The 6391-nt window shown below is 55.1% G+C and carries 6 protein-coding genes and 1 tRNA gene; 5 read left to right on the top strand and 2 right to left on the bottom strand.

The genetic code is table 11. The features are described 5' to 3' along the window. Positions 1-10: 10 nt before the first annotated feature. Positions 11-87: transfer RNA gene (locus tag ACQZ5M_RS20800), tRNA-Met, on the top strand. Positions 88-436: 349 nt separating this feature from the next. Here ACQZ5M_RS20800 and ACQZ5M_RS20795 read toward each other — a convergent pair. Further along, positions 437-1536, bottom strand: a protein-coding gene (locus ACQZ5M_RS20795; RefSeq protein WP_449080768.1) for an IS3 family transposase whose coding sequence is annotated in 2 segments (ribosomal slippage) — positions 437-1284 and positions 1284-1536 — 1101 coding nt in all. Because the reading frame shifts where the segments join, the coding sequence is not laid out codon by codon here. A 98-nt stretch (positions 1537-1634) separates the two neighbouring features. Here ACQZ5M_RS20795 and ACQZ5M_RS20790 point away from each other — a divergent pair. Both ACQZ5M_RS20790 and ACQZ5M_RS20785 read left to right on the top strand, forming a co-directional pair. Next, positions 1635-2090 (top strand): helix-turn-helix domain-containing protein, encoded by a 456-nt coding sequence (locus ACQZ5M_RS20790; RefSeq protein ID WP_449080767.1) that lies wholly within the window; start codon positions 1635-1637, stop codon positions 2088-2090. Between the two features lie 3 nt (positions 2091-2093). Next, complete coding sequence (locus ACQZ5M_RS20785) at positions 2094-2618, top strand: PIN domain-containing protein (protein WP_449080766.1); 525 nt, start codon at positions 2094-2096, stop codon at positions 2616-2618. 339 nt (positions 2619-2957) lie between these two features. Here ACQZ5M_RS20785 and ACQZ5M_RS20780 read toward each other — a convergent pair whose 3' ends face one another. Further along, complete coding sequence (locus tag ACQZ5M_RS20780) at positions 2958-4328, bottom strand: MmgE/PrpD family protein (protein ID WP_296020699.1); 1371 nt, start codon at positions 4326-4328, stop codon at positions 2958-2960. 106 nt (positions 4329-4434) lie between these two features. On the opposite strand from ACQZ5M_RS20780, the gene ACQZ5M_RS20775 reads away from it, so the two are divergent. Then, the gene (locus tag ACQZ5M_RS20775; RefSeq protein ID WP_296020697.1) at positions 4435-5340 is read left to right on the top strand and encodes a LysR family transcriptional regulator; all 906 of its coding nucleotides are present in this window, start codon (positions 4435-4437) and stop codon (positions 5338-5340) included. 40 nt (positions 5341-5380) lie between these two features. Next, positions 5381-6295 (top strand): LysR family transcriptional regulator, encoded by a 915-nt coding sequence (locus tag ACQZ5M_RS20770; protein ID WP_113326611.1) that lies wholly within the window; start codon positions 5381-5383, stop codon positions 6293-6295. Positions 6296-6391 lie beyond the last annotated feature (96 nt).

Genomic DNA, 6391 nt, shown 5'->3' with positions numbered 1-6391 from the left:
TCAAAATCAACGCGGGGTGGAGCAGCCCGGTAGCTCGTCAGGCTCATAACCTGAAGGCCGCAGGTTCAAATCCTGCCCCCGCAACCAAATAATGCAATACGCAACAAAGCCCAGCGACCTCCGTTATGAGCTACGCGACCAAGCCGTTGCATAAGGCCGCGAGTTGGTTCCGCAGAGGTTGAAAGCGTGACCTGTCCGGCCGAACGCCCGAATGGCACAAGCCAGCTTTTCGTCTCATCGTCTTCATTGTTGCGTGTAGACCACAGGAGCATCGGTGGAAGCATCTCCCCCCATTCCGGTCTTTATCGAGTTCAGGTTTCCTCAAAAGGTCGCTTAGAGGCAGGACTATTAGCGCAATGGTTTAACCGCGTTATCGGTGACCTGAGACCCATCTTCCCTCCGATTTTCGGGAGAGTCTTGGGTTTTCAATCTGGCCTCATGCGGCCTGTTTTTCCATTGCCATTTTCATTGCGAACTCGCTGGGTGTTATGTTGCCCAGTGAAGAATGCGGTCTGTTCCGATTGTAGTCCTCCTTCCATGCCGCGATTTCTATCCTCGCCTGTGTCAGTGACGAGAACAGTGTTTCGTTGAGGCACTCGTCACGAAAGCTGCCGTTGAAGCTTTCTACGAAACCGTTCTGCATGGGTTTGCCCGGTGCGATATAATGCCATTCAACATGCGTGCTTTGGCACCATTCCAGAACGGCCATGCTGGTCATCTCCGTGCCGTTGTCGGACACAATTGTTCGCGGCTTGCCTCGTCGAGCGATGACAGCATCGAGTTCCCGCACAAGCCGCCGGCCTGAGAGCGACGTATCGGCGACCAGCGCCAGGCATTCGCGGGTGAAGTCGTCGACGACAGCGAGAACCCGAAAGCGACGACCATCTGTGAAAGCGTCGCTGGCGAAATCCAAGCTCCAGCGCTCGTTGGCACGCGAGGGCAGCGCCAGAGGGCGTCTCGTCCCCAAAGCCCGTTTGCGTCCACCACGTTTGCGCACCGTCAGCTTCTCTTCGCGATAGAGACGCCGCAGTTTCTTCAGGTTCATGATGATGCCCTGCCGACCCAGCATGACGTGCATGCGGCGATAGCCGAAACGACGGCGCTCGGACGCCACCAGCTTCATTGCTTCAGGGATATCAGCGTCATCCGGCCGAATGCTACGATATCGCACACTCGACCGATCAACGGACAGAACCTCACACGCCCGACGCTGGCTCACCCCATGTTGTTTGCAGACATGAGCCACAGCATCCCACTTCACATCGGGCGTCACCACTTTTTTGAAGCGACATCCTTCAGAATGGCATTGTCCAGCATGCTCTCAGCCAGCAGCTTCTTCAGCTTGGCGTTCTCGTCTTCCAGAGCGCTCAGCTTACGGGCATCGGATACCTCCATGCCGCCGAACTTCGCCTTGTATTTGTAGAAGGTCGCCTCGGATATCCCGTGCTTGCGGCAGACATCGGCCGTCCGCATGCCGCTCTCCTGCTCTTTCAATATCCCGATGATCTGCTCGTCCGTGAACCGTGAATGCTTCATTCCGTCCGTATCCTTGATACGACGGACTCTACCAAAATCTGGAGGAAGTTCAGGGGCTCAGGTCATAATCTATATTTATCGAACATGGAGAGCGAGTCATGACAATTCCAGCATCAGCGCAAGAACTAGGTGGAAGGTTGCCTTCCGCCAGGGAAAAGGCCAGCGCAAACCAGCTTCGCAAAGTGCTCGCGGCACATGCGACGGGTACAAAGCTGCGGCTTTTGGATGATGCAACGAGGGAGCCAGTAAAGGTTACGCTTACTCCAGCGGTATTTGGCTTCCTCATGGAGCTCTTGCGACATATCGGTCGCGGCGATGCAGTAGCCTTGGTCTCGGTAAGCCAAATGCTGACGACACAGCAGGCTGCCGACATCCTTGACGTCTCCCGGCCGTTCATTATCACTCTGCTTGAGAGGGGCGAAATCCAACACACCCTGATAGGCCGTCATCGAAGGATACAGGCTGAACATCTGTTCGCATACAAGAAAGCTCGGGACGAGAAGCGGACTAACGCGTTGTCGGATCTGGCTAAAATGGACGCGGAGCTTTTGTAGAACGTGTTCGCCAACAGATTTACCACTCTCATAGACGCCTGCACGCTTGCCGACACACTACGGAGAAGTCTCTTACTAACGCTGGCAGAAGAGGAATTCTTCCGCGTCCGTTGGTCACATCCCATTCTCGACGAGACACGAGGCGCGATCCATAAGATGCTGGTAGGCAGGGAGGCGGCCGATGCATCTGAAAAGAGTGCTCAGGCGATATCATATATGGAACGCGCATTCGAAGATGCCACAGTTCTCGACTTCTCCGCACATTTGCCGTCGTGTGATAGACTTCCGGACCCGGGCGACGCCCACGTCGTTGCCGCGGCACTGAAAACGCAAGCGAACTTAATAGTAACGGAGAATCTCAAGGACTTTCCTTCGGCAATTCTGGAACCTCTCAATCTTGAGGCAAAATCCGCCGATGCTTTTATCGCTGATACCATAGCCCTGGGGACGGGGAGGGCGGTACAAGCGATACAAAGGATGCGACTGAGATTTAAAAACCGGAACTGTCCGCCGATCAGTTACTGTTAGAGATGGAGGCATGCGGGCTAACCGAAACGGTGGATGTCCTCAGGCCGTATGTCCTGTCGATTTAATCAGGGTTTCCATCCTACGAAAACTCTTGGCCGGGACCTGCCCCGTATGACTTCAATATGGCAGCGATAAGAAGAAATGGCTCGGTAACCTGGATTCTCACATGATTTCAGAGGCTTAGAAGAAGAGTCTGGAAATTCCCTCTGTTTTCCCATCGCGAGCGACCGTGGATGCCACCTTTGTGCCCTGGCTTTGGGCATCAGTCAAATGGGCAGGCGAGCGGCAATAATTTCCGCTTCGTGCCTTAAAAGGGCAGGTACAGGCGATGATGCGAGTTCAGGGCGATCTAAAAAATGCTTGCAACATATCATCGCCGGCGGCCCTCACGCTCTTTCCGGAGCAAATGGCCTTCAATTCGGAGTGGGTGATATGCACCGTGGAGAGTCCTGCCCACCGAACGCAATCCTCAAATTTTGCAAGCTTCTGCCCGTCATTCAAAGGCGCAGCTATAGAACCCTTGGCGTGAAGTCGCTCGGTGGAGAACCTACGCCCATCCTTTAACGAGATATGGACTTGATGCGGTAGGCGCTCAACGCCGCGCTCTTCTTCTGCGCTGTAAGAATTCATCGTGATCTTCGACATATGGACGCGCAAACCAGGCCGGGTTGCAGCTTGAGGAGTGAAGTCACGAAGCGACAATCCTCCGCCCGAAAGCGCGACGGCCAAGCAATACTGCATGGAAAATCTCGCCTGCATTTCATCGGAGGGATCGACGTATGGAAGGTTGTCAAATGCGGATCTTCCGACTTTCGTCTCGATCCGTTCGATGTCATCAAGCGAAAATCCATGCTTCCTTCGGAGGTCCAAGGCCGCGTCAATGGCTCTGTGAGTAGATGCGCAGCATGGGTGGAGTTTCGTGACCAGACCGCGGGTTTCGATGATGTGCTCCTCGTTCCATGAGAGGTCTGCCCACCCCGTCGCCTCGTTGCCTCCGAAGAGATCAAGGAAGCCTTGCGGGCGTTCGAGGATATCGAGCCTGCCGCCCAAATCCGATTGGGCAAGCAACGCGGCCTCGACCGCATTTCGAGCCGCGATGCCTGCGTGAAAGGGTTTTGCTCCGGTGCCAAATTGTCCTTTTAGACCTGAGGCCATGCTTGTGGCGAGGCTCATTGCGTTTGCTATCTGAGCTTCGTCAAGTCCGAGAAGGACGGCCACACCTGCGGCGGCTCCTATGCCGCCGATTGTCGAGGTTCCGTGCCAGCCCCGATTATAGTGGGAGGGGATGACGCCGAAGCCAATGGATGCCTGTGCTTCAAGCCCAGCGAGATATGCTCTGACCAGCATATGCCCCGAGAACTCGTTGCTGCTTGTTGCGACAGAGAGAAGTGCTGGCACGAGGACTGCTGATGCGTGCGCGCGTGCGGGATGAAAATTGTCATCGAAGTCCAGGCAGTGGGCGGCAGTGCCGTTGATGAGGGCAGCGATAGAGCGCGATGCGCGGCCCCCTGTGAAAACCAGCGATGAGCCGCTTTCGGTGATCTCGTCGCAAAAAGCGGCGGCCACGGACAGTGGGGCAGCGTCAATCACGCCCGCAATCATGCAGCCGATTGTATCTACAATCGCGTCTTCTGCCCGCTCTATTGCAACGGCTGAAAATGATGTTCTTGAAACGAGTTGGCCGGCAATCTTTTCGAGAACGGTTGTCATTGACGCGCTTCCTTGCAAATCTCAGAGGGAGCGGCATTGATGAACGGGCAGGTCTATCGGCGCAATCTTATGCAAATGACGGGTGACGTTATCCGGGAGAACAAGAATGAAGAGGTCGGGCGACGTCCAGATCAGCATCAAGCATATTCAGGCCTTCGACGCGATTGCGGCCACAGGCTCAACCATTGCCGCTGCCGTTGATCTCGGTATTTCTCAATCCAATACCAGCCGGCTTCTGCACCAGTTGGAAGTTTATCTCGGTGTTCGGTTGTTCGACCGGGATAAGAACCGGCTCTCCATGACACGTGAGGGTTCGAAGCTGGGACCGGAAATCCGCGCCATTGCGGACAAGCTTACGGCCCTGAAAATAACGGCGCAGGAACTGGAAGAGGGACGCTCGACGGAAATCCCGTTGAGGATAGCATTTCCTGCGAGCCTTTCCGCAACGCTTGTGCCGCGTCTGATCAAGAGATTTCTGGCCGAAGCAGGTCCCGTCAGAATCGAAATTGCCTCTGGGAATTATCTTGCAATAGAACGGATGGTAGCGGAAGGGGCGGTCGATCTTGGTTTCACGCGCCTGCCGTCGCCGACGCCGGGAATTCGCGAAGAGCACGTCATGCCGACGCGTAATATTTGTGTTCTCCGTAAGAGCCATCCGCTTGCCGGTCGGGAGAAGATCAACGTCGAACAGTTGAAGACCGAGAATCTGATTCTTCTGAACCGGGAGCGGGCAGTCCGTCATGAGCTGGAAGCGATCTTCTATCGTGCAGGGCTTCGACGCCGCCCGGCAATCGAAGCGCATTCCGTTGGTTGCGGCTGCACACTTGCGGCAGAAGGGCTGGGCATCGCAATCGTCAGCGAATTGCTGGCGCTTGAATATCAGGCCTTGCCACTGGCATTCGTTCCGCTTGAACCGACAATCTCCGTCGATTACGCCATCGTCAGTTCCGAGCTTTCCCCGCTTCCGAAAATCGCTCTGCCGTTCTTGAACTACATCCGGGAATGGGCTTAAGCATTTACGTATCGGCGGGCGAGGGAGTGGCGACGGCATGATAAATTTCAGACAGCTCGAGGTTCTGAAAACCCTGCTCGCGACAGGGTCGACCATCGCTACCGCCAAGAGCATGGGGCTCAGCCAGTCTGGCGTAAGCCGTCTTCTTCAGCAGTTAGAGACCGATTTGGAACTGAGGCTTTTTGATCGGGATAAGGGCAGACTAATTCCAACGCCTGAAGCCAGTATTCTGGCGCGAGATGCCGAAACGATCCTGCTTGGATTGAACAGGTTTTCGGGACTGGCGGAAGATCTCCGCAGTGGTGCGAAAGGGCCCGAACTGGTGCGGGTAGGGCTTCCCAGCAGCATGTGGGAGAATTTCGCGCCCGCGATGATGAAGGAATTCGTGCGTGATTATCCTTCGGTCCGGATCGAAACCTTTTTCGAAACGACATCCAACATCGCGCGGCTGGTTGAGCAGAAGGTCATTGATTTCGGCTTTCTGCGCAATGAACATCCCGCATTGCCTGGGATCGATATGGAAATCGTTGCATCAGGCACCAGCGTTTGCGTTCTGCCCGAAGGTCACGAACTGGCGTCGATGAAGGAAATTGGTGCACGGGACCTGCGTGGGGTGCCGCTCATTCTCATCGGTCGACAAAGGCCGACACGTATGCTGCTCGATCAGACCTTTACGCGAGAAGCCGTGAGGCAGAACGTGAAAATCGAAACTCATACCAACAGTTCGGCCTGCTCCTACGTGGCTCACGGTCTGGGAGTTGCCATATTGAGCAGCTTTTTTGCCAATCTCTACCGAAACCTTCCCATCGTGCAGCGTCCATTCGTTCCGGTCACCAAGCAGGAATTTGCGCTCGCTACCCCCTCTGGCACGTCTGCCTCTCTGGCAGCGAAAGCGTTGATGGACGCCCTCAAGCGCCAGATAGAAATCTCACAAAAGCATCAATCCAACGAGTAGACGACACGCTAGGGATCAATCGCTGCGCGCGCCTGCGTCTGCAAATAATGCATTAGCCTATGAGGTTAATGCATAATATTGCGCTCATTTTTTTGA

This window comes from Rhizobium sp. 22-785-1 (genome assembly GCF_053521965.1).
Note: the sequence above shows the minus strand (reverse complement) of the source record. Positions and strands in the feature narration are given on the sequence as shown.